Here is a 26,887-nt window from a genome sequence, read left to right on the forward strand (position 1 = left end):
GTGTGTCTCCTTGATGGGAAATCGGGATGGGGCAGGGCGTTGCTTACAGGCGCTCGATGATGGTGGCGTTGGCCATGCCGCCGGCTTCGCACATCGACTGCAGGCCATAGCGCTGGCCGCTGTCTTCCAGCGCATGCAGCATGGTGGTCATCAGCCGCACGCCCGAGGCGCCCAGCGGATGGCCCAGCGCAATCGCGCCGCCGCGCGGGTTCAGCCGCGCCGGGTCGGCGCCGAGCGCCTTTTGCCAGGCCAGCGGCACGCAGGCAAAGGCTTCGTTGATTTCGTAATGGTCGATCTGCTCCAGCGTCAGCCCGCTCTTCTTGATTGCGCGCTGGCTGGCGGGGATGGGCGCGGTCAGCATCGCGATCGGATCGTCGCCGCAGACGTCGAACGCGACAAAGCGCGCGCGCGGCTTCAAACCCAGGCGCTGCGCCATCGACTCGCTCATCAGCAGCATCGCGGCGGCGCCGTCGCTGATCTGCGAGGCATTGCCGGCGGTCACGTTCCAGCCGATCTGCGGGAAGCGCGCGCTGAGCTCGTCGTTGCGAAACGACGCCTGCAGCGTGCCCAGCTTCTCCACCGAGGTGCCGGGGCGGATGGTCTCGTCTTGCGCGACCACGCCGTTGGGCGTGCTGATGCCCAGGATCTCGCGGCGGAACGCACCGCTCGCGCGCGCGCCGGCGGCCAGTTCGTGCGAGCGGGCCGAGTAGGTGTCCATCTGCTCGCGCGACAGCTCGTATCTGGCCGCGACCAGCTCGGCCGCGACGCCTTGCGACACCAGGCCGGGCGCGTAGCGCGCTTCCATCGACGGGCCATACGGGTTCTGGCCGATGCGCGCCGAGCCCATCGGCACCCGGCTCATCGACTCGATGCCGCAGGCGATGACGATGTCATAGGCCCCGGCCATGATGCCCTGCGCGGCAAAGTGCACCGCCTGCTGGCTGGACCCGCACTTGCGGTCGATGGTGGTGGCCGGCACGTGCTCGGGGAAGCCTGCCGCCAGCCACGCGACCCGGCCGGGACCGGCGGATTGCTCGCCCGCCTGCGTCACGCAGCCGGTGATGACGTCGTCGACCAGGCCCGGGTCCAGCCGGTTGCGTTCGACCAGGCCCTTGAGCACCTGCGCCAGCAGTTCGGTGGCATGGAGTTCGGTAAAGGCCGAGCCCGGCTTGGAGCGGCCCATCGGGCTGCGGATGGCGTCGACGATGACGGCTTGTTGCATGCGGAGTCTCCTGAAAAAGCTGAGCGTTGCGAGTCGTGATGGGGATATTGAGACGTCTGTATCGAAAAGTGATCGTCGGATACGATGAATTGGGATTCTGGCGTCGGAATATCGCCATGTAAACGCAAAAGACCTGGTTTGACTTTCGAAAAGGCGAAGGGCAACATCCGGGTTTTGAGACACGCGTATCAAAAAACTTCAGATTCAGGCCCTGCGATGACTAATGCTCCACATGCCTCCGTGGCCCCGCCATCCGCCGACGCCGACGGCGAGGCCCGCCTTGTCAGCGCACTGGCGCGCGGCGTCTCGATCCTCAACTGCTTCTCGCCGACGGTGCAGGAACTCAGCAGCCGGGAACTGATGGAGCGCACCGGCCTGGCCAAGCCGACCCTGTTCCGGCTGCTCGACACGCTGTGCGGGCTGGGCCTGCTGCATTACTCGGAACGGCTGTCGCGCTATGTTCCCGGCGTCGGCCTGATCAACCTGGCCGCGCCGGCGCTGGCGCGCATGACGATCCGCCAGCTGGCGCGCCCGGCGATGCAGGAACTGGCCGACCATAGCGCCGGGCAGGTCGAGCTGATCGTCGGCAGCGGCCATGCGCTGACTTACGTCGAGATCGCGCAGGGCGTCGGCAGCCATGTGTTCCGGCCGGAGGTCGGCACGCGCGTATCGGTCTCGCGCACCGGCTCGGGCCGCGCATATCTGCTGCGGCTGGACCAGGCCGAGCGCGAGGCGTATCTGGCCCAGCTGCGCGCCGCCGATCCGCCGCGCGCCGACTGGCTGCAGGCACGCCTGGCCGATGCCGCGCGCGACCTGCAGGAGCACGGCTTCTGCCGCGGCCATCGCGACCTGCACCGCGAGGTGGAGTCGGTGGCCGTGCCGATGCGCGCGCGCCGCGACGGCGAGGCGTGGATCTTCGCCGCGTCGGTGCCGGTGTTCAGCCCGCAGAGCCAGTTGCTGGAGCAGGATATCGGCCCGCGCCTGGTCAGCCTGGTGCGCAATGTCGAAGGGGCGCTGGGCGTGGCAGGCTAGGGCCGCGCCAGCGAGATTGCGCCGGCCGCTTCAGTTGCCGGCTTCAGTTGCCGGCTTCAGTTGCCGGTAAAGACCGGCGTGCGTTTGTCGAGGAAGGCCTGCACCGCTTCGCGGTGGTCGGCGGTCTGGTGCGACAGCGCCTGGAAGCCGGCCGACAGTTCCAGCAGCGTATCCAGCCGGGTATGCATGGCTTCGCGCATCAGGCGCTTGGCCAGCCGCACCGCGTGCGGCGGATTGGCGGCGATGCGGCCGGCCAGCTCATACGCGGTGGGCAGCAGCGCGTCGGGCGCGACCACGCGCGACACCAGGTTCCATTCGAGCGCCAGCCTGGCATCGATCGGCTGGCCGGTAAAGGTCATCTCGGCGGCCCGCGACAGCCCGATCACGCGCGGCAGCAGCCACGCGCCGCCGTCGCCGGGAATGATGCCGAGCTTGACGAAGGACTCGGCGAACTGCGCGCGTTCCGAGGCAATGCGGATGTCGCACATGCAGGCCAGGTCCAGCCCCGCGCCCATGGCCGCGCCATTGACCGCGGCGATCACCGGCACCTCCAGGTTGAACAGCGCCAGCGGCAGCCGCTGGATGCCGCAGCGGTAGTCCTGGCGGATCTCCATGCCCGGCACCGCGCCCGAGGCCTGGCGCTCCATGTCCTTGATATTGCCGCCAGACGAGAACGCCGTGCCGGCGCCGGTGATCACCACCGCGCGCACGCTGCGGTCGCCGTGGATACGGTCGATCGCGGCCAGGAACTCCGCCACCGCGGTATTGCCGGTCAGCGGATTGCGCCGCTCGGGCTCGTTCATGGTCAGCGTGACGATGTGGTCCTGCTGTTCGTAGAGAAGGAACTGGCTCATGGTGATGGCTCCGGATGCGGGGGTGGGAGGGCATGTCCTGGCGCCAAGGCTAAGCCACGCGTGCGCCGGCGTCTAATATTCATTTCTTCATCACCGATATTCATTGGATATCATCCGCGCGAGCCGTCTGTCCCTGTGCCGCTGCGCTGGCGGTCGGCGGGCAGTCTTCAGTTTCTTGTGCAAGCCGATGATTTTTTTGCGAATCGTGGTGATTGGCTGGCACGGCTGGCGCAATGACGGCAGAATCCGGAAGGTAGCGGCCGGGACCGCCGGCCCAGAGAATCCAGACCATGACCACCGCCCCGACTATCCGACTCGCATCCATTTCCCGATCTGCCGCCCGGCACGTCGCCGGCGCGCGCACGCCGGCCGCAACCCCGGGCAATGGCTGAGGGCGCGCCCATGGCGCTGCCCCTGCTGATTGCGCTGCCGCTGCTGGCCGCGGCGCTGACGTGGTTGATCGGCACGCGTGCCCCGCGGCTGGTGGCGCCGGTCATCATCGGCTTGCCGCTGGCCGCGCTGATGCTGCTGATGAGCCTGCGCGGCGAGGTTTTTGCGCAGCCGGGGCACGCACTGGGCTGGCGCGCGGCATGGCTGCCCGCGCTCGGGCTGGACCTGTCGCTGCGCCTCGACGGGCTGGCCTTCCTGTTCGCGCTGCTGGTGCTGGGGGTGGGGCTGCTGGTGATCCTGTATGCGCGCTACTACCTGGCGCGCAATGAATCGGCGCTGCGCTTCTTCTGCCTGCTGCTGCTGTTCATGGCGGCGATGCTCGGCGTGGTGCTGGCCGGCAACCTGCTGTTGCTGGTGGTGTTCTGGGAGCTGACCAGCATCCTGTCGTTCCTGCTGATCGGCTTCTGGTCGTGGCGTGCCGATGCGCGCCAGGGCGCGCGCATGGCGCTGGCGGTCACCGGCGGCGGCGGGCTGGCGCTGCTGGCGGGGGTGCTGCTGCTGGGCCATATCTGCGGCAGCTTCGAGCTGTCGGTGGTGCTGGCGCAGGCCGGCAAGGTCCAGCACCACCCGCTGTACCTGCCGATGCTGGTGCTGGTGCTGCTGGCGGTGTTCACCAAGTCGGCGCAGTTTCCGTTCAGCTTCTGGCTGCCCCACGCCATGGCCGCGCCCACGCCGGTCTCGGCCTACCTGCACTCGGCCACCATGGTCAAGGCCGGCGTGTTCCTGCTGGCGCGGCTGTATCCGGTGCTGGACGGCACCAACAGCTGGTTCTACCTGGTCAGCATGACGGGGCTGGCCACGCTCATCGTCGGCGCCGGCCTGGCGCTGCTGCAGCGCGACCTGAAAGGCCTGCTGGCGTATTCCACCATCAGCCACCTGGGGCTGATCACGCTGCTGTTCGGGCTCGACACCCAGCTCAGCACGGTGGCGGCGATCTTCCACATCATCAACCACGCGGTGTTCAAGGCGTCGCTGTTCATGGCCGCCGGCATCATCGACCACGAAACCGGCACGCGCGACCTGGACCGCCTGCGCGGCCTGGCCCGCTATATGCCGCACACCGCGGTGCTGGCCATCGTGGCGTCGCTGTCGATGGCGGGCGTGCCGCTGTTCAACGGCTTCCTGAGCAAGGAAATGTTCTTCGGCGAGACCCTCGCGCAGGGGCTGCTGGGCGAGTTCAACTGGGTGATCCCGGCCGCGGCGATCATGGCCGGCGCGCTGACCATGGCCTATTCGCTGCGCTTCATCTACGGCGTGTTCTTCGGCAGGGGCCGGCCCGACCTGCCCAACTACCCGCCGCACGAGCCGCCGCGCTTCATGAAGGTGCCGGTGGAGTTCCTGGTGGTGATCTGCCTGGTGGTCGGGCTGGTGCCGGCCTACACCGTCGGCGACCTGCTCGCGGCCGCGTCGCTGGCGACGCTGCGCGCGCCGCTGCCCGCCTACAGCCTGAACCTGTGGCACGGGGTCAACCTGCCGCTGCTGATGAGCCTGGTGTCGATGGCGGGCGGCGCGACCCTGTTCTTCCTGCGCCGCGACGCACTGCGGCGCTGGCAGCAGGCTATCGAACACCTGAGCGCGCGGCGCTCGTTCGAGCATGGCATGCAGGCGCTGGAACGCTTTGCCGGGGCCGTCACGCGCTGGCTCGAGAGCGGCTCGCTGCCCACCTATATCGCCTGGATGCTGCTGGCGCTGCTGGCCGTGCCGGCGTACTACCTGGCTGACCTGGCCGCGCTCGCCGGCAGCCTGCCCGCCGGCGCCATCGATCCGGTCGGCGCCGCCACGCTGGCGCTGCTGGCGCTGTGCGCCATCGCCGTGGTGGCGGCGCACCGGCAGCGGCTGCTGGCGCTGGTGCTGCTGAGCGGCTGCGGGCTGATGGTGTCGCTGGCGTTCCTGCGCTTTTCGGCGCCAGACCTGGCGCTGACCCAGATCTCGGTCGAGGTGGTGACCATCCTGGTGCTGGTGCTGGCGCTGTTCTACCTGCCGCGCGAAGCGCACGACCGCCCCGGCGCCGGCCGCCGCGTGCGCGATGCGGTGCTGGCGCTGGGCGGCGGCACGCTGCTGGCGGTGGCGGCCTACGCGGTGATGACGCGTCCGTATGACCCGGTGTCGGCGTTCTATATCGAGCAGGCGGTGCCGGGCGGCGGCGGGCACAACGTGGTCAACGTGCTGCTGGTGGATTTCCGCGGCTTCGACACGCTGGGCGAGATCTGCGTGCTGCTGGTCGCCGGCCTGGCGGTGCAGGCCCTGCTCAAGGGCATGCGCCTGCCGACGCCGTCGGCCGCGCCGGACGGCCTGCCGTGGACCAGCCAGGCGCACCCGCTGCTGCTGGCGATGCTGGCGCGGCTGATGCTGCCGCTGACGCTGCTGGTGGCGGCCTTCATCCTGCTGCGCGGGCACAACCAGCCGGGCGGGGGCTTTATTGCTGCGCTGATCACGTCGGTGGCGCTGCTGCTGCAATACGTCGCCAACGGCGTGCGCTGGACCGAGGCGCGCATCGCGCCGGATTACCGCGTCATCGCCGGCGCCGGCATCCTGATCGCGGGGCTGACCGGGCTGGGCAGCCTGGCCTTCGGCTATCCGTTCCTGACCACCGCCTTCGGCCACTTCCACTTGCCCGGCATCGGCGAAGTGGAGCTGGCCACGGCGATGATTTTCGACCTGGGAGTGTTCTGTACCGTGACCGGAACCACGCTGGTGATCGTGTCTCACCTGGGCGTGCGCAACCTGCCGCCGGCACAAGCCGCGGAGGAGGACTGATGGCCGCGCTCTACGCCATTGCCATCGGCATCCTGACCGCCGCCGGCATCTACCTGCTGCTGCGCGAGCGCGTGTTCACGGTGGTGCTGGGGCTGACCCTGCTGTCGTATGCGGTCAGCCTGTTCCTGCTGGGCATGGGGCGGTTGTCGATCGGCCGGCCGCCGGTGATCGCGCCGGGGGCCAGCTATGCCGACCCGCTGCCGCAGGCGCTGGTGCTGACCGCCATCGTCATCGCCTTCGGCATGACCGCGTTCGCGGTGGTGCTGGCGCTGCGCTCGCTGGGCCTCACCGGCAGCGACCATGTCGACGCCGCCGGCCGGCCGCCGGCGCATGACGGCGATGCCGCCGCAGGCGGCAACGCTGGCGACAAGGAGCCGCGGCCATGATCCATGCCGTGCTGCTGCCCATCCTGATCCCGATGTTCGCGGGCGCGCTGCTGACGGCGATGCCGGCCCAGCGGCTGCACGCACAGCGCCTGGCCAGTGCGGTGGCGACGCTGCTGCTGGTGCCGGTGGCCGTGCTGCTGCTGCGCCATGCGGCCGGCGGCGAGATCGCGGTCTATGCCATGGGCAACTGGAGCGCGCCGTTCGGCATCGTGCTGCAGCTGGACCGCACCGGCGCGATGATGCTGGCCCTGACCGCGCTGCTTGCGGTGGCCGCGCTGGCCGCGGCGGGCGAGGGCACGGCGCGCCAGGGGCGGCACTTCCACGCGCTGTTCCAGTTCCAGCTGATGGGCCTGAACGGCGCGTTCCTGGCGGGCGACCTGTTCAACCTCTTCGTTTTTTTCGAGGTCCTGCTGATCGCGTCCTATGCGCTGCTGGTGCATGGGGCGGGGCGCGCGCGCGTCGGCGCCGGCCTGCATTACGTGATCCTGAACCTGGTGGCGTCGTCGTTCTTCCTGGTCGCGATCGGCGTGCTGTACGGGCTCTCCGGCACGCTCAACATGGCGCACCTGGGGCTGCGGCTGGCCGGGCTGCCGGAGCAGGACCTGCCGCTGGCGGTGGCCGCGGGCGCGATGCTGATGCTGGTGTTCGCACTCAAGGCGGCGCTGTTCCCGCTCTACTTCTGGCTGCCGCGCGCCTATGCCAGCGCGGCCGGGCCGGTGGCGGCGCTGTTCGCCATCATGACCAAGGTCGGCATCTACGCGATGCTGCGCTGCGATGCGCTGATCTTCGGCGGCGCGCAAGGGCTGCTGGGGCCGTTCCTGCATGACTGGGTGTTCGCGCTGGCGCTGGCCACGCTGGCGGTCGGGGCGCTGGGCGCGCTCGCCGCGACGGCGCTGCGTGCCATGACCAGCTACCTGGTGGTGGCGTCGGTCGGGCTGCTGGCAGCGTGCGTGTCGATGCAAAGCCAGGCCGGCTGGGCCGCGGCGCTGTACTACCTGCTCAGCACCACGCTGTGCACTGCAGCGCTGTTCCTGCTGGCCGATGCGCTCGAGCCCGAAGCCGCACGCACCGACGGCGTGCCGGTCAGCGCCTCGCGCCTGGCGGGGCTGCTATACCTGGTGGGCGTGGTTGCGGCGGTGGGCCTGCCGCCGCTGTCGGGCTTCCTGGGCAAGGCCATGATCCTGCGCGCCACGCCGGCGCCATGGATGCCGGTGCTGTGGCCGGCGGTGCTGGGCTCCAGCCTGCTGCTGCTGATCGCGGTCTCGCGCACCGGCACGCGGCTGCTGTGGCGCCTGCCGCATGAAGCGCAGCGCGTGGCCGAAGGCACGGAATACCTGGATGAGGACCATCCCGGCGCGGCGCGCCTGCGGGTGCGGCCGGATGCGCGCAAGCTGGCCTGCTGCATGCTGCTGCTGGCGGGCAACCTGGCACTGACCGTGGGCGCGCGTCCGGTCAGCGATTACGTCGCGGATGCCGCCGCGCAACTGCTGGACCGCGCCGCCTACCTGCGGGCGGTGCTGCCCGGCGAGCGGGGGTAGGCCATGTTGCGTCGTCTGCTGCCCCATCCCTGGCTCAGCCTGATCCTGATGCTGATGTGGCTGATGCTGGTCCAGAGCATCGCGCCCGGACACTGGCTGCTGGGCGCGGCCCTCGGCTGGGCCATCGGCCGGCTGGCCGACCGCTGGCTGGTGCTGGGCGCCTTCCGCCTGTCGCGCCCGGACCTGATCCTGCGCCTCAGCTTCCATGTGCTGATCGATATCATCAAAGCCAACCTGGAAGTGGCCGTGATGGTGCTGGGACGCACCGCGCGACTGCGTCCGGCGTTTATCGTGGTGCCGCTCGACGTCGAGCATGAACTTGCCACCACCGCGCTGATCAGCATCGTTTCGCTCAGTCCGGGCACGCTGTGTGCCGAACTGAGCGACGACCGCCGCGCCTTGCTGGTCCATGTGCTGGACCTGGAGGAAGAGGCCGCGCTGGTCGCGCTGATCAAGTCGCGCTATGAAACCCCGCTCAAGGAGATTTTCCAATGCTTGCCATCGTGATACCGGTCTGCCTGGTGATCCTTGGCCTGGCCTTCCTGCTGACGCTGGGCCGGCTGCTGCGCGGGCCCAGCCTGCCGGATCGCATCGTCGCGCTCGATACGCTCAACATCAACGCCATCGCGCTGATCGTGGTGCTGGGCATCAGCCTGGACTCGGCGGTGTTTTTCGAAGCCGCGCTGCTGATTGCGGTGATGGGCTTTGTCGCCACCGTGGCGCTCTCCAAGTACCTGCAGCGCGGCGATATCATCGAATACTAGGAGCCCGGCCCATGCTGCATCCCGTTGCCGAATTCATCGTCTGCGCGCTGCTGCTGGTGGGCAGCGTGTTCATGCTGGTCGGGGCCATCGGCCTGTTCCGGCTGCCGGATTTCTTCATGCGCCTGCATGGGCCGACCAAGTCGACCACGCTGGGCGTGGGCGGCGTGGTGCTGGCCTCGGTGGCGTACTTCAGCTTCCGCGGCGACGCCACCCTGCATGAACTGCTGGTGACCGCCTTCCTGTTCCTGACCGCGCCGATCAGCGCCCACATGCTGGCCAAGGCCGCGCTGCAGCGGCAGCTGCCGGTGGACCCGCGCACGCGGGGGAGCGGGTGGATGCCGCGCATCCGCGATTGAGCGGGAGCCGGGGCAATCCACGGCATGCGCTTGCTGAACGGTTTTCTCCCCTCTCCCGCTTGCGGGAGAGGGGCGGGGGAGAGGGCCGGCGCATCCACGAAGTCAACCCCGTCAAGCCGCGCGCACCGGCATCCTCCCCCGAAATCCGGCGCTGAACCTTATTTCTCCTCGATGCGCGCGCGCAGGCGCTGCGCATCGAACGGGGCCTTTACCTTCTTGTCGTTATCGAAATAGCAGTAGATGTCCCGATGCGCGGCGGCCCGTGCGCGTTTCGGCGAGATCCGCTGCGCATCCGCCGGCTCCTTGCCATTGGCCCACTCGACCAGCCGCGCGGCCCAGCGATCCAGCGCGGCATCGGAATAGGCGCCGCCATAGAGCGTCTGCGAGCCGTGCAGGCGCAGGTACAGGAAATTGCTGGTCACGTCCTCGGCATAGGGCCAGTCGGCGACGGCGTCGGAGATCACCAGCGCCACCCGGTGCCGGCGCAGCAGGGCAGGGAATTCGGGCGTGCAGAAGCTGTCGTGGCGGATTTCGACCGCATGCCGGATCGGGCGCCGGCGCCCCGTCCCATACCACGGGTCACTGACGTTGCGGTTGTGCTGCCGCGCCAGTTCGCGGGCACGGTGCGTGTCGTGCGGAATCAGCGACAGGAAACGGTCCATGCGCTCGGGATCGAAGGCAAAGTTGGGAGGAAACTGCCACAGCACCGGCCCCAGCTTTTCTTCCAGCGCCAGCACGCCGGAAGCAAAGAAGTTGGCCATCGCCGGCCGCGCCGAATCGTCGCGAAAGCGCAGCATGTGGGTCAGGTAGCGCGGGCCCTTGACGCTGAACACAAAGCCCGGCGGCGTGGCCTGATGCCAGGCGCGATAGCTTTTCGGCGTCTGCAGTGCGTAGTGCGAGCCGTTGATCTCGATGGTTTCGACCGCGCGCGACGCGAATTCCAGCTCGCGCCGCTGCGCCAGCCCCTCGGGATAAAACACGCCGCGCCAGCCGGCATAGCGCCAGCCTGAAATGCCGATGCGGATCATCGCCAAGCCTTGGTCTGTACTTTTTGCAATCGACGGCGTCATACTTGCCTGCGCGCCGCGCCCGGGCGCCCGTCACAGGAGACCCATCCATGCCAGTCCCGCAAGATCCGCGCCTTGGCGCATGCTGCTACCTGCTGCATCTGCTGCTGCAGCGCACCGAGCTGGCCCAACCGGGCTTTCTCGACCAGTTGATCGCCGGCGTGACTGTTGACCGCGACGGCATGGCGCAGGACGCCGCCGGCCGTGAGGCCGCGCTGCCGGTGTTCGACGAGGCGCTGCGGATGCTGTCCGTGGCCAGCGAACAGCTGAAGCAGGCGCCTGCGCGGACATAAGGCGTTTACCGCATTTCAATACGGTCGAGGCGTCTCTTGACGCCGTTTTTATGTCGAAGTCCTTATCGTGGCGGGGCGTCCTGATGCGGACGCGCCCTCAATCCGCCACCTTCGACCATGACCTTGCTTCGCACTTCCGGCAGCCGGCACGCCGCACCCGCAGCGATTGCCGCTGCCCTGTGGCTCGCCAGCGCCACGCCCGCACTGGCGCAAGCCGCCGCCGACACGGCCGATGCCGCCGCAACCCACACGTTCAACGCCAACCTTGCGCTCGCCAGCGACTACCGCTACCGCGGCCTGACGCAAAGCAACGCCCGCCCGGCGCTCCAGGGCGGCTTCGACTACAGCCATGCCAGCGGCTTCTACCTCGGCAACTGGAACTCGAGCATCAGCTGGCTGGGCGACAGCCATCCGGACGTGTCCGCTCCCATCGAGATGGACTTCTACGGCGGTTACCGCCATGCATTTGGCGACAGCGGCTGGAGCACCGACGTGGGCGTGCTGCAGTACTACTATCCGGGCAGCTATCCCGACCGCTACACCAGCCCGGACACCACCGAGCTGTACGCCGGGGTCGGCTACGGCCCCGTGACGCTGAAGTATTCCTATGCGCCGACCAACCTGTTCGGGATGCCCGACAGCCGCCACAGCTGGTACGCCGACCTGTCGGCCAACCTTCCGCTCGGGGTGTGGGGCCTCACGCTCAACGCCGACGTGGGCTACCAGAAGGTGCAGGTGGCCGGGGCCTCGTACGCTGACTGGAAGCTTGGCCTGACCAAGGACCTGGGCCACGGCTTCGCGCTGGCGCTGGCGTATCTCGATACCAATGCCGACCGGGCGGTGTACACCAGCGCCAAAGGGCGTTACCTTGGCCGCGCCACCGTCTGGGGATCGCTGAGCAAGACGTTCTAGCGGCGCGGTTTACATTGCCCGCGATGTGTCCTACACCCACTCAGGCGACCCCGGCGACTTTACCGCCGGGTGGGCGAGGGGAGGGCGGGCCATGGGCATGCAACACCAGGACAAAGTCTTTGCGGGGGCGATTCCCGAGATCTATGAGGCGCTGATGGTGCCGATGATCTTTGCGCCCTATGCCGCCGACCTGGGCCGGCGCATCGCCGCGCTGCGCCCACGCCGGGTGCTGGAGCTGGCCGCCGGTACCGGGGCGCTGACGCGCGAGCTGGCCGAGCGGCTGGCGGCGGACACCCTGGTGGTGGCCACCGATCTCAATGCACCGATGCTGGCGCGCGCGCAAGCCGCGGGCACCGCGCGCCCGGTGCAATGGCGCGAGGCCGACGCCATGCGGCTGCCGTTCGACGATGCCAGCTTCGACCTGGTGGCCTGCCAGTTCGGCGCGATGTTTTTCCCCGACAAGGGCAGGGCGTTCGCCGAGGCGCGCCGCGTGCTGGTGCCGGGCGGCACGCTGGTGTTCAATGTCTGGGACCGGATCGCATTCAACGCCTTTGCCCGCGACATCACCGCCGCGCTCGCCGCGCTGTTCCCCGACGCGCCGCCCGATTTCATGGGCCGGATCCCGCACGGTTACCACAGCCAGGCGGCCATCGAGCAAGACCTGCGCGCGGGCGGGTTCACGGCGGGCGCGGTCTTCGAGACCGTCACTGAAACCAGCCACGCCGCAAACGCGCGCATGGCCGCCATGGCGTTCTGCCAGGGCACGCCGCTGCGCGCCGACCTTGAGGCGCGCGGGCCGGACGCCCTGGCGCGCGCGACCGATCACTGCGAGCAGGCGCTGATCGGGGCCTACGGTACCGGACCGCTGGCCGGCCCGATGCAGGCACACGTGGTCATGGTCGCCGCGCCCTGAAGCAAGTGGCCCGGCACAGGCCGCCGGCCAAGGGGGTGCGCAAATCGCCGCCTGCACCGATACTGTCGTCACTGGCATGCGCCAGGCGTTACGGCGACCAAACCTCGGGCAAATGGCATGGACCCTTCGATCATTTCCGCATCGGTGGCATTGGGCATCGGACTGGCGATCGGGCTGGAGCGCGAGCGCAGCCAGGCGGCTGACGGCGGCGGCGAAGCCCCGGCCGGGCTGCGCACCTTCGCGCTGGCCAGCCTGGCGGGGGTGGCCAGCGCGATGCTGCCATCGGCGCTGGTGCTGCCGGTCATGCTGTTGGGCGCGGCCCTGCTGACGGCGGTGGGCTATTACCGCTCGGCCGGCCACGACAGCGGCCTGACCACGGAATTCGCGCTGCTGCTGACCTTGCTGCTGGGCGCGCTGGCGGCAGGCCATCCGGCGCTGGCGGCGGCGCTGGCCACGGTGGTGGTGCTGCTGCTGCACGGCAAGTCCTTCCTGCATCATCTGGCGCGCCGCGTGGTCACGCGCGAGGAGATGAGCGAGGCGTTGATCCTTGCCACCGCCGCGCTGATCGTCTGGCCGCTGCTGCCGGACCGCTACCTGGGCCCGCTCGACGCGTGGAACCCGCACGCGATCTGGCTGGTAGTGCTGCTGGTGCTGCTGGCCGGCGCGGTCGGGCACGTCTGCGCGCGCCTGTTCGGCGAGCGCCTGGGGCTGCCGATCTCGGGCCTGTTCGGCGGTTTCGTCTCCAGCACCGCCACCATTGCCGCGATGGCGGTGCTGTCGCGCCAGAGCGAGGCGCGCATCCACGGGCCGGTGGCGGCGGCGCTGCTGTCGAGTGTCGCCACCTACGTGCAGATGCTGGTGCTGCTGGGCGCCACCAGTTTGTCCGCGCTGGCGGCGCTGGCGCTGCCGCTGGCGGCGGGGCTGGCAGTGATCGCGGCCTTTGGCGGCATCTGGCTCTGGCGCTCGTGGCACGAGGCCCGTGGCGGCACCGAGGGCGTCCCCGGCGGCGGTATCTTCGACTGGCGCGGCGCGGCGGTGTTCGCGCTGCTGTTTGCCGTGCTGCAACTGGTGGGCGCGGCCACGCAGGCGCGGGCCGGCAAAGAGGGCCTGCTGGCGCTGTCCGTGGGCGCCGGCTTTGCCGACGCCCATGCCGCGGCCACCTCGATCGGCGCCATGGTCGGCGCCGGCAAGCTGGAGCCGCCGGCGGCGGTATGGCCGGTGCTGGGCGCGTTGACCGCCAATACCATCAGCAAGATCGTCGCCTCGACAGCGGGCGGCGCGCGCTTTGCGGTGCCGGTGGCGTTCGGGCTGGTGCTGTCCACCGGCGCGGCCTGGGCGGCGGCATGGCTGCTGCGGCTGGCCTGAGGTTGGGGCGCCGGGTCCGCCACCATCTTCCTTCCGCCGTCGTCGGAATGTCCCGGTGCGCAGGGTCGGACGATGACGATCATGCCCCTTTGCACGCTGGCCCGCCCCCGAACCCTGGGGTCACGGCGCGACGGTGGCGCGCGGCGCCGACCTGCAAATTCTGCAACGCTGACGCGCGGATTGCCTCGTATGACCGCGGTCACGGCAGCCATGGGCGCCGGCGCGCGGCACTCCATCGTGGAACAAAAGTTGCGTCGTCTTCGTTTCCCGGTGCCGGCGCCGCTCTGGCAAAGCGGGTCGGACGACCCGGGGGACAAGTCCTCAGACCGACCGATGTGTCACGACAAGGAGTTGGAAATGAAACCAGGTTCAAGTGGAAAGACCTCGCGCAAGACCGAAGCCAGGACCGGCACCGACAAGAAGAACCCGGGCGCGCGCATGGACCGGGACGCCAGCGAGATCAAGAGCCGCAGCGCCGATCCCGGGCAAAGCAGCTATGGCGGCTTCCGCAACGAGGATCCGCGCAGGCAGCACCAGGCCGAAACCGGCAAGCCGAAAAAGCCCGCGCGCTAGTGCCGCATGAAGCCTGCGATCGCTTCAGCGTAGCGGCGCACAACGGTGTTGCGTTGGTGGTCGGCCAGGAACAGGCGCAGGCCTGGCTCGCTGCGGCGCGACTCGCCTGCGCAAACGGCCAGCATCGTTTCGCATAACGGGTCGACGCCGGGCTCCACCACCCAGCCGAAACCGTCGACGGCCTCTGGCAGCCCGCCGCGACGCGTCACGATGACCTCGCAGCCGGCCGCCAGGCCTTCCAGGGCGACGATGCCGAAGGGCTCGTAGCCGATCGACGGCACCACCAGGCAGGCATGCTGCGCCAGCATCGTGGCCACTACCGCGGGCCGCTGCGCGCCGGCAAAGGTCACGGCCTCGGCGCACTCCAGGGTCGCCGCCAAGGCGACCAGCAGCGCGTACTGCGGACCGTCGCCGATCACCGTCAGGCTGACCTCGGGCCGCAATGCGCGCAATTTGGCGAAGCTGCGCAGCAACAGGTCGACCCCTTTCTCCGTCACCAGCCGGCCGACAAAAGCAAAGCTGCCCGGCTTGCGCGGCGCGTCTGCCGACTGGAAAATGTCGTCGCGATAGCCGTTGTGGATCACCAGCGGCTGTCCCGGTATCCATCCGGCCAGGTACCGGCTGACGCAGATGTTGTGGTAGAAGCGCGCCATCCAGCGCTTGACGTTGCCCGCCGTGAAACGCCGGTTCTCGCCATAGTGACTGTACGGGCCATGATGCGTCAGCACGATGCGGCGGCGTAGCACAGTTGCCAGCAACACGTCGTAGAAGGTCAGTCCGACGAACACCACCAGCGGGTGCCGCAGCATGGCGCGCGCCAGCTCAAGCACGCCGGCCACGCGCGTGACCGGATAGGGAAACGCCGGCGCATCGCCCGGCGCCGCCGGCGTGCGCGTCGCCAGCTCGATCCGATAGCCCAGCTCGGTCAGCCCCAGCGCCTGGTCTTCGGCAAAGCGTTCCATCCCCCCCACGGAGGGATGGAACGGGACGCTGAATATCAGGAGATCGGGCAGCGGCGGCGCGATGTCCGGGGGCTTGGGCTGGCTCATCCTCGTTGCGCTCCATGGCTTGCACAGCACAGGCCCCGCTGAAGGGGACGGCGACGTTCAAGCATGCCGGCACGCGGTACAGCGCTCTGTTCGCTGGCGCACGGAGGGCGGTGCCAGGCGCTGGCGGATATCGCCAGCGCGGTATTCGCGGGCAGCGCGATGCGGAACTCTCGCATCGCGCTGCATCCGAAAACCGGACACGGGTCGAACCGAAAGCGAGTCGCCCGTGCTTTGATAAAGGGAACCGTCTAACAGGTCCCGCGCGCCGGCGAAGTGAGTGCGCAATAGGCTGGCTTGCTTGCCGCGTCGAAGGCGCGCGCACAGTATGCGGGCTCGGCGCCTGCGGCTTCGCGCGCGCAGTACGCGACGCCAAGCGTTTTCGCCTCGCGCGCAGCGTCTGGCGTGGACTCAAGCCCAGCCGAGCAGCAGCAATGCCGGTCTTCAGGTGACCGTCCGCCAAGGCCTGCAAGACCTTGAGCCGCTCCAATTGGCGCATCGTCATGGTGATCGTGTCCGGTCGCATGGCGGCTCCCTGGCTGGCTCAAGGCCGTACAGGTTACGCGGGTCAACTCGGACATTTGAAGCTGGCTATAAGCGGACATTACAACTTAGCTGCTACAACTGCTGTCCAGGCGGTTTTGAAAGGTCGCCCGTTCCGCTCAATTCAAATGTCGGCATGGGCGTGCTTTTTGTGCGAGGTTGGATGCTTTTGCGGGGTGGGCGTAGGGCGGTGGGGCTGGCCTGACGTGACCGAGTTCAGCTCAGGGTGGGGCGGTTGAATCGCGGTGGGCCAAGTTAGGATGTCCGCCTTCTGCTGGATCGGGGCCGCCGCCATCGCGCGCTCCAGATCGAGCCGGTTGATCTGACGTTGGCGCTTGGTGCTGGCTGACGGCTGGGCCGGGCGCGGCGGCGCGCCGGCCAGCGTGCGCGATGGGCCCGCCTGCTCGCGGCTGTCGCGCTGCGCCTGCATCTGCGCGGCAATGGCCAGCACGTGCCCCAGCCGCTTGTGCTCGACAATCGCGCCCCGGTCGATCTGAGACAGCCGGTCATAGGTGGTGTAGGGCAGCGACGTGCCATCGGCCCACAGCTCGATCCTGCCGTCCGGGTATTCGGCCACCTCGAGGTAGCGGTGGACCAGGCGCCGGTGCTCGGGCCGGTCCTCGAGCAGGTACAGCAGCTTGTCGTACTGCAGCGTGAGGCTCCGGGACACCTTGCGCCACTCGCGCCAGCTGAAGATTCGTTCCAGATCCTCGTCGCCGCGCAGCCGCCTGTGCGCATCGAAGTCGCGCCTGGGCACCTTGGCAAAGCGCGCATTGAAGTCGGCGATGAAATGCGGGGCAAACGCGTTGGCGGCGGCCAGGCTGCTGATGCCGCGCAAGCGCAGTTCCTTGATCAGCCGGTCCTGCAGCGTGCCGTTCATCCGCTCGACCCGGCCCTTGGCCGGGCTCGAATTGGCGCACAGGATGTCGATGTTCAGCTCGAACAGCGCGCGCCCGAACTGCGTGTAGCCGCGGCCTTCGGCATTGTCCTTGGCGTTGACGCGGAAGATGCCGGCCTTGTCCGAATAGAACGCCATCGGCTTGCCGTGGCGCTCGACATAGGCGCGCGTGGCGGTGAAATACGCTAGGGTCGATTCCGTTGGCGCAAACAGCAGCTGCATCAGCCGCCCGGTCGCGTCATCGACATAGACCAGCAGCGTGCACGCCGGCGCCCGGTCCTCGAACCAGGCGTGGTCGCTGCCATCGATCTGCACCAGCTCGCCCAGGCAGGCGCGGCGGTTGCGCGGCTGGTGCACCTTGGGTGGGCGCAGCTTCCTCGGGACCCAGAAACCGGCGTCGATCATGATCCGGCGTACGCACGCCGGTGAAATCTCGATGCCATGGCGCTCGCGCAGCTTCTCGGTAGCCAGGGTCGGGCCGAAGTCGGCATAGCTGTCACGGATCAGGCCGCGCTCGCGGGATTCCAGCCCTGGCGGCAATTGCCGGTTGCTGGGACGACCGCGCTTGCGCGAAACCAGTCCGCTCGGCCCATCCTCCAAGAGTCGCAAAACAAGCCGTCTAACGTGCCGGGCGCTGATGCCTAGACGCTCGGCGGCGCGCCAGCGCGCCAAGTGCCCATCGGCGACAGCCTGAATCACCTTCATGCGGTCAACTTCGCGCATGCTCATGGTCACCAATCCCTGTTCGTGCATGGCTGCCTCCCGTAGCGCCCGACGAACTTCGGAGCTTACGGAGGGACAGCCCTAGGTGACATCTCTAATGATCCCAAAGGTGACATTACTAATAACGGCTAACAATTCCATTCGCATAATGTATATTATGTTAAATGTTACGTGCGCCTGAATATGGCGCGTACCTCAGCTAACGTTAATTTGCATAAATTTGTTACCCGTTTTTGCATAAATTTGTTACCCGCCCCTAGGCGCTTACCTTTCGGAGGCTGGCAGTTTCGATGACGGCACAGCCGGCGACTATGCCGGGAGCGCCGTGTGCTCTCTCTACCGTTTGCACGTGCTCGCGCCCCCGCCTGCGAGATACCCCTGTCCGAGTTGTCGGCCTCTTTGCTAGCCGTGTAAAGTGACGCAAAGTTACTTTAGGACACTGCCGTGGCGTGGCAGACAATTCGGGGGGCGGACATGGAATCTTCGGCGGTGCCTTGGTCACAGGGCGTGCAAGTACTGTCTTGGCTGGCGCGCGAGCCATGTGTGCGAAATCCGGATGCTGTAGCGCGAGCGTGGGAGGTGATGGCCCCTGCCGCACCGACGCTGGCCGATTGCGGACGGATGTATGCAGCCTATGGCCGGAGCTTTTCAGTCGCCCAACTGCGCTACATCGCGCAGCATTCGGCAGCGCTGTCGCTCGCGCGCTGGGCGGCCTCCGGTTGGCCTTATCTGCGGTTCAATGAGGACCATGGCTTTACCGCCGGCCCCACCTACGTCGCGCTCCGACCAGGTCAGGTGACGCCCAGCTTCTGGGCATTTTGCTTCGGCACCGTGACCATGTTCGGCCTGGCCGTCGCGGCATTCACCTATGGCAAGACTTCCGGCGGCGTGGGCGGTTTGGTGCTGGCGGCCATCTGCTTGGCCTTTCTGATGCTCGAGTTCGTCGATTTGCGCAGCCGTCACCATGCACGGCGCGCGATCGCCCTGTGCGCGGCGGGGCCACACGCCGACAGCATGACGGTCGCCGTGATGCCAACAAGGGGATTCGGCTTGAAGGATTCCGTGTTTTGAGCCCGAACCGCTCGGCAACGAAGGGGCAAGATTGTAGTCCCTTATTCGTCCGTACAGCCCGCTATTGGCGCCCTTGCGGGTGTCATTTACGCCCCAAATGCCTCTCCGATCTGCCTTGCCCTTTTTACCTCGTCGCTGTGCAGGTAGATCGACGTCGTCGACACGGACGCATGCCGCAGGTTGTCTCGAACGATGGTCAGTTCCGCGCCGCTTCCTAGCGCGTGTGTGGCGTGCGTATGGCGCATCCAGTGGGGACTGGCGCGGCGCAGCTTGTCCGCCGCCGCCGGATGGTCCGCACCAATGACATCCGCAGCCAGCTTGAAGAACCGCTTCACCACATGCCATAGCCGCGTGCTGGAGATGCCGATCTCGGGCTCGCTGCCCAGATCACCGACCAGGCGGACCTCGGGACGCCACAAACGCCGACTGATGGGCAGTCCGCGTTCCGTCAGGTAGCGCTCCACCGCCCGCCGCGCCAACGGGGGCATTGCCACGTTGCCGCTGCGGCCGCCCTTGCCGGTCAGCTCGAGCCATTCGTCGCCTTGCGCGTCGGTCCAGATATCCCCGAGCGTGGCTCCTACCAGCTCGCTGGGACGTAGCCCCGTTGCATAGGCAAAATCCAGCACGAAGCGCAGGCGCTGCGCCGCGGCGGCCTCCCAACCGTAGGACCACTCGAGCCCGTCGGCAATGGTCCGCACCAACTTCCATTCACCGTCGGTAAAGGCGCGCGAATTGTCCAGCGCCGCGGTGCGGCCGCCGCCGCGCACCTTGATGCCGGCGAAGGGATTGGCCAGCACGTAGCGTTGCTCGACCAGCCACCGGAACATCGCCCCAAGGATGGACAGCGCATGGGCGACCGAGCGTGCGGCCAGCGCACCGGTGAACGGCCGCCAGTCCGGCGACGAGCGCGGGCGTGGCGGCCCGACCCACCGCTCTCGTGGCATGGGACGCCGCAGGAAGGCGCGGTAGGCCACGGCGTCTTCGGTGGTCAACGACGACAGCGGCCGCTGACGCTCGACGATGGCCCACAGGATCAGCCGTTCCGCTTCCTTGCGGTAGGTGCGGTGAGTAGCCGGTGACTCGTGCAGCGCCAGCCAGGCCTGCACCGCCTCGTAGTCGTTGTCCGCGGTCAAGGTGCACGTCGCGCGCGGGGCGCGAAAGCGCCCTTCGGAGCCGTCGACCTGATGGGGCAAGCGTAGCTGCTCCCACGGCACGACGCTGCTGCGCCGCTCCTGCACGATCAGCGCGCGGGCCCGCTCGGTCAGCTCGGGATGCGCGGCGAAGAACGCCTCGATCTGTCTGGCACCGGTCGCGCCCAGCCTCGGGATGGCTGCCCACCAGCGTCGGCGCCTGGGCACGCGCACCGTCAGCGCCGCCAGCGTCTCGATGCCGTGGGCGCGCAGGGCGGCGACGGCGCGGGCCGGTAGCCAGCGGCCGATGTCGTCGGTGATCGCTGGCTGTGGCGTCGGCAGCGTGCGCAGGACCTCGATAGCACGGTCGGCCACCCTGCCCTGCGCCACCCGCGCCGACGCCGGCATCTCGAACAACGCGGCCAGATCGTCGCGGCCGCGCTCGCGTGCCAGCAAGGCAAGCCGGCGGCGAATGCGGCCCAGCACGGCGCGCGAGGATTGGCCGCGCGCCCTCTCCTCCCCCAGGTATTGCGCCACGGCTTGCCGGGAGCTCAGGCCGGCATGCCAGGCACGCAGCGCGGCCAGGGACGCGGCATCGGGGAGTGCCGTGGAGGCATCGGTCGGGGCCGTATCCATACCCGTGCTGGCGGATGATGTGGAGTTAGGTAGGGTCAGGCGTGATTTCATGGGGGCCAGTTTAGCGCAGCGAACTGGCTATTACGATAAGAATACTTATCTCAATAGCGTCGCTATTGGCAGCGGGATCCGGCACATGGCCTAACAGTATGCCGATCTTGCTGGCATCAGCACGTGCCTCGCAGCTCGCCATGGGGGACCGGCCTCCCTAAGCTCGTGGCTGGCGCCGCGGGAAGGTCAGAATAAAGCGGGTGAGACCGCCTGACGACTCAGCCGAGATTCCACCGCGGTGCGCCACCATGATGGCTTGCGTGATCGACAAGCCAAGCCCCACGCTGTCCGAATCAGCGCGCGCCCTGGACTTGTCGGCCCGAAAGAACCGGTCGAACAACGACGGCAACAGCTCGGGATCGATCCCCTCGCCCTGGTTCTCGACCACGATGGTGGCGCCGCCGTCTTGCTCGCATGCCTTGATCACAATCGCTTTGCCGCTGGGCGTATACCGCAGTGCGTTCGACAGCAGATTGCTCAGTGCGCGGCGCAACATCAGGCGATCGCCCACGATGCTGGCGTCGCCCTGCAGGCGCAGCTGCACACCCTTGTCCTCGGCCAAGGCGTCGTAGAAATCAAACAGCGCGCGGGCCTCGTCGCCGACATGGATCGACTCCTCGTTGGGCAGCGTGATGCCGTGCTCCATCTTGGCCAAGTAAAGCATATCGGACACCATGCGGCCAAGGCGCAGCAGCTCCTCGGCGTTGGAGGCCAACACGTCGCGGTACTTGGCGGCCTCGCGCGGCTGCGACAACACGACATGGGTCTGGGTCATCAGGTTGGTGATCGGCGTGCGCAATTCGTGAGCCAGGTCGGACGAGAATTCGGACAATCGCCGGAAATCGTCCTGCAAGCGCTCGAGCATGGCATTCAGCGTCGCCGCCAGATCGGCCATCTCCACCGGCACGGTCTCCACGGGCATGCGGGCGTCAAGGTGATTCGACGTGACACCCTTGGCGCGAGAGGCCATCGTTCGCAACGGCGCCAGACCGCGCCTGGCTGCCCACCAGCCGAACAAGCCGCTGGCGAGCACCGCCAACGTGGTATAGAAGGCCAGCGAGCGACGAAACGCGTGCATAAAGTGGGCATGGATTTCGGTGTCCATGCCGACCATCACCGCCAAGGGCACCGACTCGCCGGGCACTGTCGCGTGCGCGCGCATACCTCGGTATTCCTTGTCTCCCTGCTGCCAGCTCAAGGTCGTCTCATCCGGTCCAAGCCGGCCAATAACGTTGAGCATGGCGCCAAAATCGAACCCATTGGTGCGGTAAATGACGTCACCTTTCGCGGTGCTCACATGGGCGACAAAACCGGGGTGATGTTCCACCATTTCCGCAAGACGGCTCGGCAGGTGCGTGCTGGATTGCTCCTGAGCGATCTTTTGAATCAGACGAACGTTGTCCCCAAGCACCACATAATCTTCGTCGGCAAAATGCCGGTCCATGGAAAGCCAGATCAGTATTCCGAGGCCAAGTAGCACCAATGCCGACGTCAGAGAAAACAACAACGTCAGCCGCATGGTCAGCGACATACGGCGCTTCATTCTTGCCCCTCGGGCGCTTCCAGCACGTACCCCATGCCTCGCACCGTCTGAATCAGCTTGGCGTCGAAGTCGTCGTCGATCTTGGCTCGCAAGCGGCGAATCGCAACGTCGATCACATTGCTGTCGCTGTCGAAGTTCATATCCCACACCTGGGACGCAATCAACGAGCGGGGCAGAACTTCTCCCCGCCTGCGGGCGAGCAGTTCGAGCAGCGCAAACTCCTTGCTGGTCAGCGCTATCCGGCGACCTCCGCGCGAAGCGCGACGTCGACTAAGATCAAGCACCAGGTCGCCCACCTGAATGCGGTCCAGCCCCATCTGCACAGTGCCGCGGCGCAGCAGCGTCCGGACGCGAGCCAACAGTTCGGAGAATGCAAATGGCTTTACCAGGTAATCGTCCGCGCCGAGCTCCAGTCCCTTGACCCGATCAGCGACGCTGTCGCGGGCAGTAAGGAACAAGACCGGAACCGCGCTCTCGGCCGCGCGCAGGCTCAGCAGAATTCTCCAGCCATCGAGGTCCGGCAGCATGACGTCGAGAATAATCAGATCGTAAGACTCGTTGAGCGCCAGGTGTTGTCCATCAAGCCCGTTGCCAACCAGGTCGACAACGAATCCGGCCTCGGTCAATCCCTGGCGCAGGTACTGGCCTGTCTTGGATTCGTCCTCTACGACGAGCAGTTTCATGTTCGAGCTTCCTTTTTCCGATTGTATGGCTGCGCTTGGGTCAGCCCATGGCGAGTCTACGCAGCCCTGCTCCGAGTGGCCCGGACATTACCGGAATGTAATGTTCAGGTAAGTTGTCGGTAGCCTCGTCCTCGTTACTCTCTCTTTGCCGCTGTCCGATGCGGCCATTCAAGCAAAAAGGACTATTTCATGGGACGTGATCGACAGTCTGGCATTGTGCTGGCCAACCTACCGCGCCGCCGCTTCGTGCAGGGTCTGGCTGCGGGGGGTGTGATGGCAGGATTGTCCGGTCTTGGGGGCATCGCGTGGGCCCAAGCATCAGACAAGCCGCGCTCGTACCGCCAAACGGGCTGAAGCGCAGCAACACAAGCCACAGAAGCCGGACGACTCCAAGGCGATGTTGCGCCACCATGACGCCATGATGCAAAAGTGTCGCGAAATGATGGATCAGACCAAGTAACCCAGCCGCTCTCCGGTGCGCTGCGTGCGCGCGGTCGCCGGAGCGATCTCCGGGCGGGCATCAACTAGGCGGCCACCGCCCTTATCCGGCGCACTACGCGGCCGCCGGTCCAGCAACAACTTAGCCCGCCCATCATGCGCTTATGCATCAACAGCATGCCTACCACAGCCAGGATGGCAATCACGCAGATGATTGTGCACACAACTCGCACGGAGGCGGCTCTTCCGATGGACCCGCGATGGGTGGCACGCCGCAGCCGCCGGCACGAATGAGCGACTTCGTCAACGGTGACGGCGCAACGAATCGACGCTAGGGATGTCTTCGCCATGCTCGACCGGACGCTGAGACGGCATCCCGTCGCCGCTGGTGGCGGCCGGAAGAACCGACGCGTTTAATGACAGCGACGTTGCAGTCCTGTAGTCCGCGCGGGCTTTCGCGTGACCGTAGAGAGCCAAAAAGTTAGCGTCATGGCCGTTCTGCCGTTGGCAGCCGATCGTGCTACGCCATGGCGCGGCATGCCTGCGCACAACGCCGGCACGCTTGAGCGCATTCCTGGCAATGCTGAGCCGCATGTCGCTCGCACTCGGCACCGCATGCTTCGCAAGCGGTCGCGCAAAGGTTGCACAGATCCTTGGCGAAGCGACTTCCCCGCGCCATATAGGCGCTGGCCATCCGGCACATTGCGGCGCAATCGAGATCCAGGCGAATGCACTCGGCCATCTCGTGTACGTTCGGCTCACTTAGACACGAGGCGGCGCAGTGCTCGCATGCCACTGCGCAAGCATTGCACTCGTCGATACAGTGTTGAAAATTCTGATGCGGCATGGTCGGCTCCTTGAAGTGATGACGCCACGTCGGCGCCGCTATCGTCACAGCAATATTTGGACCGGCCGCACCGCGAGGCCGCAGCGCTCGCACGTTTTGCCCTCCCTTTGCTCGCGACGGTGCTATGACCGCGCTCATTTCCGCTTAAAGATTGAGGCCAAATTACAAGGCGAGGAATATCTTTCAGGAATAAGCTTGCGCGTTGATTACAGCCCGGTAATGTCGTGGCCTGCCGGCACTTCGAGTTTATGGCGACTTAGTATTTCGCTGGTCATGCGCGGATGACTCCGTTTGATTCGCTTCCTTGGGAGGGGCGATGCCAACATTGCTCGGGCTGACCAGTTCGTCCCGCACACGCGCCTCTTCTCGCGTTGCCTTCGCCGACGAGCGTTCTCCCGCGCGATGCCCGGCGCTCAATTTGAGACCAGCATTCACGCGCGGGCTATCCAATCACGGCACGCGCTTTGCTATCTGCTTTGCTATCTGTTGGGCTGCCAGTGCCGCCGCGCCACCAAGGGACGGCGCCCGGCGCACGCAAGCACCATGGCGTTGACCCGCGATGTCGGGAAGTCCTGGACGCCTGCGCCGATAACCTGTGCCGCCATGAAACTCGGTACAAGGAGGCATGATGGGCTCGATCTCCATCTGGGCGGCCACGCGCCCGCGTCGGCCTCGACCGGCCCTTGAGGGCGACCTGCGCGTCGACGTGGTGATCGTCGGTGCCGGCATCACGGGCCTGACCGCCGCCCTGCTGCTCGCAAAGACCGCCCGGTCGGTGGCGGCGATCGAAGCCCGTGCCGTAGGCGCGGGTGATAGCGGCGGCTCCACCGGTAACCTGTATCAGACCGTCACCGGTGGCCTCGAAACGCTGGCGGCTAAGTGCGAAGCGGACACCGCCCGCGCCGTCGTAGCGTCTCGCGGGGAAGCGATCGCCTGGATCGAGCAGCAAGCGCAGGCGATGGGGCCGAGCAGCGGCTTCCGCCGCTGCCCGATGTACCAGTATCCGCTAAGCCCGGATGCCGAGCCGACCATACTGGGGGAGCTGAAGGCATTGCGCGCAGCAGGTCTGGACGCGCAGTTGGCCTCTGAGATGCCCCCCGGCTTGCCCGCCGCAAAGGGCGCGGTGCTTCTGCTTTCGGCACAAGCGCAGTTCCATCCGATCGGCTATCTGCACGCCTTGGCCCTGCAAGCCGAACACGCCGGCGCCCGCCTCTTCGAAAACTCCCCTGCCCTCGAGCTGGACCTGGAAGTCGGCGTCGTTCGCACACGGACCGGTACCGCCTTCGGCCACCATATTGTGCTGGCCACCCATTCCCCGCTGGGTTTTCACTTGGTGCAAGCCGGCATGGCTGTGCGCCGCGAATATGGTTTGGCCTTCCACGAACAAGCCGTTCCGGCTGGCATCTTCTGGGCGCAGGCCCATCCCAGGCTATCGGTCCGCGGATTGGAGGCAAACGGCAAGCATTACTTGCTTTGCATCGGTGAACACCACGAAACGGGAAGGCATGATGCAGCCGCGGCACTCGCTCAACTTGAACGGGCCGCGCAGGAATACCTGGCTGTCGGTTCACCCGTTCAGCGCTGGTCGGCACAACACTTTCATTCTCCGGACGGCCTTCCCTACATCGGCCGGGACGAGTCAGGGGCTTTCATCGCCACTGGTTTCTCCACCGACGGGCTGGTGTACGGCACAGTCGCGGCCCACATCATTACTGATCAGATCATCGGCGCGCAGAGCCGTTGGAGTTCGCTGTACCTGGGGTCGCTTCAGAAAACGGAAAATATTGCACGCTAAGCCAGTCGGCACGGACGTCGGCTACCGAGCGGCAAAGGCCTGACCTATTTGGTGTGCCCGCTTGACTTCGTCGCTTTGCAAGTAAATCGAGGTGGTGGCCACCGACGCGTGGCGTAGGTTATCGCGCACGGTGGTCAGTTCCGCGCCGCGAGCGAGGGCGTGTGTAGCGTGGGTATGCCGCGTCCAGTGGGGACTGGCTCGGCGCAGCTTTTCGGCGAGTGTCGGGTGGTCGCCGGCGATGATGTCCGCGGCCTGGCCAAAGAAGCGCCGCATTACCATCCACAGCCGGGTGCCGGTGATGTTAGTGACGCTGTCCTGCTCCAGGCTGGCGATCAAGGGTGTCCTGGGGTCCCAACGGGCTGGTGTCACCGGCAGTCCGCGCTGTACAAGATGCTGATCGAGTGCGGTTCGCGCAAGTGGCGGTAGCGCCACCTTTCCCGGGCGCCCACCTTTGCCGACCAGGTGCAGCCAGCGGTCGTTGCGCTCGTCAGTGCGGATATCGCCCAGCGTCGCGCCAACCAGTTCGCTGGCCCGCAGGCCGGTCGCGTAGGCAAAATCGAGAATGAAGCGCAAGCGCTGCGCTGCGGGCACGTCCCACCCGTACGACCATTCCAGGCCATCGGCAATGGTGCGCACCAGCAGCCATTCGCCCTCAGTAAAGCCACGTGTGGTATCGAGTGGCGCGACCCGCGTGCGGCCGCGGACTTTGATGCCGGCAAACGGGTTGGCCAATACATAGCGCTGCTCGCTTACCAACGGCAAATCCGAGACCAAGCAATCATGCCCCTCGCCTTCCCCATGTGCATGATCCTTGACGCCTTCGCGGTGTTCATGGTCTGCATGACCGCTCTTCCGGGCACCGATCTCAACCGGCGCGAGCCCGCGTTTTGACAGGGCCTGCTCGATCCCTGCCGCGGAGATCCGATCGTTGTCGAATTCGACGCGCGCTATGCCGGAGGCGCTGACTTCGGCCTCGATGACGCCGGGCAAGGCCCGCAGTT

At 67.1% G+C, this 26,887-nt stretch carries 24 protein-coding genes and 2 pseudogenes; 15 read left to right on the forward strand and 11 right to left on the reverse strand.

Annotation, left to right across the window (positions count from 1 at the left end; genetic code table 11):
• Window positions 1-43: 43 nt before the first annotated feature.
• Window positions 44-1,222 carry a thiolase family protein gene (locus tag LIN44_RS09435; RefSeq protein ID WP_227311941.1) on the reverse strand — a complete coding sequence of 393 codons (1,179 nt, stop codon included), beginning with the start codon at window positions 1,220-1,222 and terminating at the stop codon, window positions 44-46.
• Window positions 1,223-1,438: 216 nt separating this feature from the next.
• On the opposite strand from LIN44_RS09435, the gene LIN44_RS09440 reads away from it, so the two are divergent.
• Window positions 1,439-2,254 carry an IclR family transcriptional regulator gene (locus LIN44_RS09440; protein WP_227311942.1) on the forward strand — a complete coding sequence of 272 codons (816 nt, stop codon included), beginning with the start codon at window positions 1,439-1,441 and terminating at the stop codon, window positions 2,252-2,254.
• 56 nt (window positions 2,255-2,310) lie between these two features.
• Here LIN44_RS09440 and LIN44_RS09445 read toward each other — a convergent pair whose 3' ends face one another.
• The gene (locus LIN44_RS09445) at window positions 2,311-3,108 is read right to left on the reverse strand and encodes a crotonase/enoyl-CoA hydratase family protein (RefSeq protein ID WP_227311943.1); all 798 of its coding nucleotides are present in this window, start codon (window positions 3,106-3,108) and stop codon (window positions 2,311-2,313) included.
• Between the two features lie 402 nt (window positions 3,109-3,510).
• Here LIN44_RS09445 and LIN44_RS09450 point away from each other — a divergent pair, with 402 nt between their 5' ends.
• From LIN44_RS09450 to LIN44_RS09475, 6 genes are read left to right on the forward strand one after another with little or no spacing between them, the layout of a single operon-like run.
• Window positions 3,511-6,315, forward strand: coding sequence for a monovalent cation/H+ antiporter subunit A (locus LIN44_RS09450; protein ID WP_227311944.1), 2,805 nt, complete (start codon window positions 3,511-3,513; stop codon window positions 6,313-6,315).
• Window positions 6,315-6,701 (forward strand): Na+/H+ antiporter subunit C, encoded by a 387-nt coding sequence (locus tag LIN44_RS09455; protein WP_227311945.1) that lies wholly within the window; start codon window positions 6,315-6,317, stop codon window positions 6,699-6,701. The genes LIN44_RS09450 and LIN44_RS09455 overlap by 1 nt, the downstream gene beginning before the upstream one ends.
• Window positions 6,698-8,239, forward strand: coding sequence for a monovalent cation/H+ antiporter subunit D (locus tag LIN44_RS09460; protein WP_227311946.1), 1,542 nt, complete (start codon window positions 6,698-6,700; stop codon window positions 8,237-8,239). Before LIN44_RS09455 ends, LIN44_RS09460 begins: the two co-directional genes overlap by 4 nt.
• A gap of 3 nt (window positions 8,240-8,242) precedes the next feature.
• Window positions 8,243-8,746, forward strand: a complete 504-nt coding sequence (locus tag LIN44_RS09465; protein WP_227311947.1) for a Na+/H+ antiporter subunit E — start codon at window positions 8,243-8,245, stop codon at window positions 8,744-8,746.
• On the forward strand, window positions 8,731-9,003 hold the full coding sequence (locus LIN44_RS09470; RefSeq protein ID WP_227311948.1) for a K+/H+ antiporter subunit F: 273 nt from the start codon (window positions 8,731-8,733) through the stop codon (window positions 9,001-9,003). Before LIN44_RS09465 ends, LIN44_RS09470 begins: the two co-directional genes overlap by 16 nt.
• Before the next feature lie 11 nt (window positions 9,004-9,014).
• A complete protein-coding gene (locus LIN44_RS09475) occupies window positions 9,015-9,359 on the forward strand; it encodes a Na+/H+ antiporter subunit G (protein ID WP_062799472.1) in 345 nt (114 codons plus the stop codon).
• A 158-nt stretch (window positions 9,360-9,517) separates the two neighbouring features.
• On the opposite strand, the gene LIN44_RS09480 is transcribed toward LIN44_RS09475, so the two are convergent.
• A complete protein-coding gene (locus tag LIN44_RS09480; RefSeq protein ID WP_227311949.1) occupies window positions 9,518-10,387 on the reverse strand; it encodes a DUF72 domain-containing protein in 870 nt (289 codons plus the stop codon).
• 89 nt (window positions 10,388-10,476) lie between these two features.
• Here LIN44_RS09480 and LIN44_RS09485 point away from each other — a divergent pair, with 89 nt between their 5' ends.
• The 5 genes from LIN44_RS09485 to LIN44_RS09505 all read left to right on the forward strand — a co-directional run bounded on the left by LIN44_RS09485 (window position 10,477) and on the right by LIN44_RS09505 (window position 14,482).
• Window positions 10,477-10,719 carry a hypothetical protein gene (locus LIN44_RS09485; protein WP_227311950.1) on the forward strand — a complete coding sequence of 81 codons (243 nt, stop codon included), beginning with the start codon at window positions 10,477-10,479 and terminating at the stop codon, window positions 10,717-10,719.
• A gap of 117 nt (window positions 10,720-10,836) precedes the next feature.
• Window positions 10,837-11,631, forward strand: a complete 795-nt coding sequence (locus tag LIN44_RS09490; protein WP_227311951.1) for a TorF family putative porin — start codon at window positions 10,837-10,839, stop codon at window positions 11,629-11,631.
• A 91-nt stretch (window positions 11,632-11,722) separates the two neighbouring features.
• Window positions 11,723-12,544, forward strand: a complete 822-nt coding sequence (locus LIN44_RS09495; RefSeq protein WP_227311952.1) for a class I SAM-dependent methyltransferase — start codon at window positions 11,723-11,725, stop codon at window positions 12,542-12,544.
• Window positions 12,545-12,661: 117 nt separating this feature from the next.
• Window positions 12,662-13,909: a DUF4010 domain-containing protein gene (locus tag LIN44_RS09500; protein WP_227311953.1), complete on the forward strand. Its 1,248-nt coding sequence runs from the start codon at window positions 12,662-12,664 to the stop codon at window positions 13,907-13,909.
• Between the two features lie 357 nt (window positions 13,910-14,266).
• Window positions 14,267-14,482, forward strand: coding sequence for a hypothetical protein (locus tag LIN44_RS09505; protein ID WP_227311954.1), 216 nt, complete (start codon window positions 14,267-14,269; stop codon window positions 14,480-14,482).
• Here LIN44_RS09505 and LIN44_RS09510 read toward each other — a convergent pair.
• Together LIN44_RS09510 and LIN44_RS09515 are read right to left on the reverse strand one after the other, a co-directional pair.
• Window positions 14,479-15,531: a glycosyltransferase family 4 protein gene (locus LIN44_RS09510; protein WP_227311955.1), complete on the reverse strand. Its 1,053-nt coding sequence runs from the start codon at window positions 15,529-15,531 to the stop codon at window positions 14,479-14,481. The genes LIN44_RS09505 and LIN44_RS09510 overlap by 4 nt on opposite strands.
• Before the next feature lie 664 nt (window positions 15,532-16,195).
• Complete coding sequence (locus LIN44_RS09515; protein ID WP_227311956.1) at window positions 16,196-17,722, reverse strand: ISNCY family transposase; 1,527 nt, start codon at window positions 17,720-17,722, stop codon at window positions 16,196-16,198.
• A 552-nt stretch (window positions 17,723-18,274) separates the two neighbouring features.
• Here LIN44_RS09515 and LIN44_RS09520 point away from each other — a divergent pair.
• Window positions 18,275-18,763 carry a hypothetical protein gene (locus tag LIN44_RS09520; protein ID WP_012435765.1) on the forward strand — a complete coding sequence of 163 codons (489 nt, stop codon included), beginning with the start codon at window positions 18,275-18,277 and terminating at the stop codon, window positions 18,761-18,763.
• 86 nt (window positions 18,764-18,849) lie between these two features.
• Here the strand turns inward: LIN44_RS09520 and LIN44_RS09525 are convergent, their stop codons facing one another.
• The 3 genes from LIN44_RS09525 to LIN44_RS09535 all read right to left on the reverse strand — a co-directional run bounded on the left by LIN44_RS09525 (window position 18,850) and on the right by LIN44_RS09535 (window position 22,806).
• The gene (locus tag LIN44_RS09525; protein WP_041672593.1) at window positions 18,850-20,580 is read right to left on the reverse strand and encodes a phage integrase family protein; all 1,731 of its coding nucleotides are present in this window, start codon (window positions 20,578-20,580) and stop codon (window positions 18,850-18,852) included.
• Between the two features lie 157 nt (window positions 20,581-20,737).
• On the reverse strand, window positions 20,738-22,123 hold the full coding sequence (locus tag LIN44_RS09530; RefSeq protein ID WP_012435767.1) for a heavy metal sensor histidine kinase: 1,386 nt from the start codon (window positions 22,121-22,123) through the stop codon (window positions 20,738-20,740).
• Window positions 22,120-22,806, reverse strand: a complete 687-nt coding sequence (locus LIN44_RS09535; protein WP_012435768.1) for a heavy metal response regulator transcription factor — start codon at window positions 22,804-22,806, stop codon at window positions 22,120-22,122. Before LIN44_RS09535 ends, LIN44_RS09530 begins: the two co-directional genes overlap by 4 nt.
• A 189-nt stretch (window positions 22,807-22,995) precedes the next feature.
• Here LIN44_RS09535 and LIN44_RS09540 point away from each other — a divergent pair.
• Window positions 22,996-23,121 (forward strand): annotated as a pseudogene (locus LIN44_RS09540) (twin-arginine translocation signal domain-containing protein); the annotation flags it as partial.
• Window positions 23,122-23,547: 426 nt separating this feature from the next.
• Here the strand turns inward: LIN44_RS09540 and LIN44_RS09545 are convergent.
• Entirely contained in the window at window positions 23,548-23,838 is a 291-nt protein-coding gene (locus LIN44_RS09545; protein WP_162491053.1) for a hypothetical protein, read from the reverse strand.
• Window positions 23,765-24,091, reverse strand: coding sequence for a four-helix bundle copper-binding protein (locus LIN44_RS09550; protein ID WP_012435770.1), 327 nt, complete (start codon window positions 24,089-24,091; stop codon window positions 23,765-23,767). Before LIN44_RS09550 ends, LIN44_RS09545 begins: the two co-directional genes overlap by 74 nt.
• Before the next feature lie 625 nt (window positions 24,092-24,716).
• Here LIN44_RS09550 and LIN44_RS09555 point away from each other — a divergent pair.
• Entirely contained in the window at window positions 24,717-25,886 is a 1,170-nt protein-coding gene (locus tag LIN44_RS09555; protein ID WP_103519529.1) for an FAD-binding oxidoreductase, read from the forward strand.
• Window positions 25,887-25,907: 21 nt separating this feature from the next.
• On the opposite strand, the pseudogene LIN44_RS09560 reads toward LIN44_RS09555, so the two are convergent.
• Window positions 25,908-26,633: pseudogene (locus tag LIN44_RS09560) on the reverse strand (tyrosine-type recombinase/integrase); the annotation flags it as partial.
• Window positions 26,634-26,887: the final 254 nt, after the last annotated feature.

Source organism: Cupriavidus sp. MP-37, from assembly GCF_020618415.1.
Lineage (GTDB): Bacteria > Pseudomonadota > Gammaproteobacteria > Burkholderiales > Burkholderiaceae > Cupriavidus.

What these genes read in the sequence shown, in the direction of transcription:
- LIN44_RS09515 (WP_227311956.1), bottom strand. Translation starts at nt 17,722, where the DNA reads ATGCACGAACAGGGATTGGTGACCATGAGCATGCGCGAAGTTGACCGC.
- LIN44_RS09485 (WP_227311950.1), top strand. Translation starts at nt 10,477, where the DNA reads ATGCCAGTCCCGCAAGATCCGCGCCTTGGCGCATGCTGCTACCTGCTG.
- LIN44_RS09440 (WP_227311942.1), top strand. Translation starts at nt 1,439, where the DNA reads ATGACTAATGCTCCACATGCCTCCGTGGCCCCGCCATCCGCCGACGCC.
- LIN44_RS09545 (WP_162491053.1), bottom strand. Translation starts at nt 23,838, where the DNA reads ATGCGGCTCAGCATTGCCAGGAATGCGCTCAAGCGTGCCGGCGTTGTG.
- LIN44_RS09500 (WP_227311953.1), top strand. Translation starts at nt 12,662, where the DNA reads ATGGACCCTTCGATCATTTCCGCATCGGTGGCATTGGGCATCGGACTG.
- LIN44_RS09510 (WP_227311955.1), bottom strand. Translation starts at nt 15,531, where the DNA reads ATGAGCCAGCCCAAGCCCCCGGACATCGCGCCGCCGCTGCCCGATCTC.
- LIN44_RS09435 (WP_227311941.1), bottom strand. Translation starts at nt 1,222, where the DNA reads ATGCAACAAGCCGTCATCGTCGACGCCATCCGCAGCCCGATGGGCCGC.
- LIN44_RS09495 (WP_227311952.1), top strand. Translation starts at nt 11,723, where the DNA reads ATGGGCATGCAACACCAGGACAAAGTCTTTGCGGGGGCGATTCCCGAG.
- LIN44_RS09460 (WP_227311946.1), top strand. Translation starts at nt 6,698, where the DNA reads ATGATCCATGCCGTGCTGCTGCCCATCCTGATCCCGATGTTCGCGGGC.
- LIN44_RS09470 (WP_227311948.1), top strand. Translation starts at nt 8,731, where the DNA reads ATGCTTGCCATCGTGATACCGGTCTGCCTGGTGATCCTTGGCCTGGCC.
- LIN44_RS09505 (WP_227311954.1), top strand. Translation starts at nt 14,267, where the DNA reads ATGAAACCAGGTTCAAGTGGAAAGACCTCGCGCAAGACCGAAGCCAGG.
- LIN44_RS09480 (WP_227311949.1), bottom strand. Translation starts at nt 10,387, where the DNA reads ATGATCCGCATCGGCATTTCAGGCTGGCGCTATGCCGGCTGGCGCGGC.
- LIN44_RS09465 (WP_227311947.1), top strand. Translation starts at nt 8,243, where the DNA reads ATGTTGCGTCGTCTGCTGCCCCATCCCTGGCTCAGCCTGATCCTGATG.
- LIN44_RS09445 (WP_227311943.1), bottom strand. Translation starts at nt 3,108, where the DNA reads ATGAGCCAGTTCCTTCTCTACGAACAGCAGGACCACATCGTCACGCTG.
- LIN44_RS09450 (WP_227311944.1), top strand. Translation starts at nt 3,511, where the DNA reads ATGGCGCTGCCCCTGCTGATTGCGCTGCCGCTGCTGGCCGCGGCGCTG.
- LIN44_RS09535 (WP_012435768.1), bottom strand. Translation starts at nt 22,806, where the DNA reads ATGAAACTGCTCGTCGTAGAGGACGAATCCAAGACAGGCCAGTACCTG.
- LIN44_RS09550 (WP_012435770.1), bottom strand. Translation starts at nt 24,091, where the DNA reads ATGCCGCATCAGAATTTTCAACACTGTATCGACGAGTGCAATGCTTGC.
- LIN44_RS09525 (WP_041672593.1), bottom strand. Translation starts at nt 20,580, where the DNA reads ATGAAATCACGCCTGACCCTACCTAACTCCACATCATCCGCCAGCACG.
- LIN44_RS09490 (WP_227311951.1), top strand. Translation starts at nt 10,837, where the DNA reads ATGACCTTGCTTCGCACTTCCGGCAGCCGGCACGCCGCACCCGCAGCG.
- LIN44_RS09530 (WP_012435767.1), bottom strand. Translation starts at nt 22,123, where the DNA reads ATGAAGCGCCGTATGTCGCTGACCATGCGGCTGACGTTGTTGTTTTCT.
- LIN44_RS09555 (WP_103519529.1), top strand. Translation starts at nt 24,717, where the DNA reads ATGATGGGCTCGATCTCCATCTGGGCGGCCACGCGCCCGCGTCGGCCT.
- LIN44_RS09455 (WP_227311945.1), top strand. Translation starts at nt 6,315, where the DNA reads ATGGCCGCGCTCTACGCCATTGCCATCGGCATCCTGACCGCCGCCGGC.
- LIN44_RS09520 (WP_012435765.1), top strand. Translation starts at nt 18,275, where the DNA reads ATGGCCCCTGCCGCACCGACGCTGGCCGATTGCGGACGGATGTATGCA.
- LIN44_RS09475 (WP_062799472.1), top strand. Translation starts at nt 9,015, where the DNA reads ATGCTGCATCCCGTTGCCGAATTCATCGTCTGCGCGCTGCTGCTGGTG.